1 protein-coding gene is annotated in these 455 nt (G+C 72.7%); it reads right to left on the reverse strand.

Going from position 1 to position 455, the window contains the following annotated elements:
* Positions 1-455 (reverse strand): AMP-binding protein (locus GVL12_RS25805; RefSeq protein WP_159918390.1); only part of this gene is annotated, 455 nt, incomplete at both ends.

The following is a 455-nucleotide window of genomic DNA, read 5'->3' on the forward strand; positions in this document are numbered from 1 at the left end:
ACGCCCGCGGGCACGGGCGCAAGCGAAGCGTCCAACACGTGCGTGTGCAGGCCGGCGATCGGGCGGCCGATGGGCACCGGGCCCGCATCGTGCGGCGCGCACGTCCAGTGGGTGACGTCGATCGCCGCCTCGGTCGGCCCGTAGAGGTTGTGCAGGCCCACGGGGCCGAGCCGCTCGAACACCTGCCGCACGGGCGGCTCGGGCAGCGCCTCGCCGGAGCACACGATGTGCCGCAGGCCCGTGCAGGCGCCGAGGTCCGCATGGGCGAGGAAGGCCTGCAGCATCGAAGGCACGAAGTGGATCGTGGTCACGCCGTGCCGCTGGATCAGTTCCTGCAGTTGCCGCGGCTCGCGGTGCGCGCCGGGAGGGGCCATCGCCAGGCGCGCGCCCACGGCCAGCGGCCAGAAGAACTCCCACACCGACACGTCGAAGCCGAAGGGTGTCTTCTGCAGAAC

Origin of the sequence: Pantoea sp. 18069 (assembly GCF_902706035.1) — a bacterium.
GTDB lineage: Bacteria > Pseudomonadota > Gammaproteobacteria > Burkholderiales > Burkholderiaceae_C > Comamonas.